The sequence below is a fragment of the Leclercia sp. LSNIH8 genome, assembly GCF_002920195.1.
GTDB lineage: Bacteria > Pseudomonadota > Gammaproteobacteria > Enterobacterales > Enterobacteriaceae > Enterobacter.
In genome coordinates this window covers 1-511 of record NZ_PQJY01000043.1, presented here as the reverse complement: position 1 = coordinate 511, position 511 = coordinate 1, and the positions used below count along the sequence as shown (strand labels likewise).

At 48.5% G+C, this 511-nt stretch carries 2 tRNA genes; both read left to right on the top strand.

The features are described 5' to 3' along the window. Positions 1–68: 68 nt before the first annotated feature. A tRNA-Ile gene (locus tag C3406_RS25885) sits at positions 69–145 on the top strand. A gap of 105 nt (positions 146–250) precedes the next feature. Further along, a tRNA-Ala gene (locus C3406_RS25880) sits at positions 251–326 on the top strand. Positions 327–511 lie beyond the last annotated feature (185 nt).

Sequence of the window (511 nt, the reverse complement as noted above, 5' to 3'; positions counted from 1 at the left end):
GTCCAGAACCTGCCTTTGTAGTGTCCACACAGATTGTCTGATGAAAATTAGCAGTAAAAAATCTCTGCAGGCTTGTAGCTCAGGTGGTTAGAGCGCACCCCTGATAAGGGTGAGGTCGGTGGTTCAAGTCCACTCAGGCCTACCAAATTTTTACTGATGCTGCGTTGCGGCGACACTCACATACTTCAGTATGCTTCGTGTCACCACACCTTGCCTCAGAAAAAATTGGCGGTACAGAGAAGACCACGATGGGGCTATAGCTCAGCTGGGAGAGCGCCTGCCTTGCACGCAGGAGGTCTGCGGTTCGATCCCGCATAGCTCCACCATCTTTACTGCGAAAACCTGAAAACTTCAGAGTGTACCTGCGAAGGTGCGCTGCGAAGTTTTGCTCTTTAAAAATCTGGATCAAGCTGAAAATTGAAACGACACGCTGTGTCTGTTCTCCGTAATAAGAACAGATGAAGGTGTGTTCGAGTCTCTCAAATTTTCACAACGCGAAGTGAAACAGCTT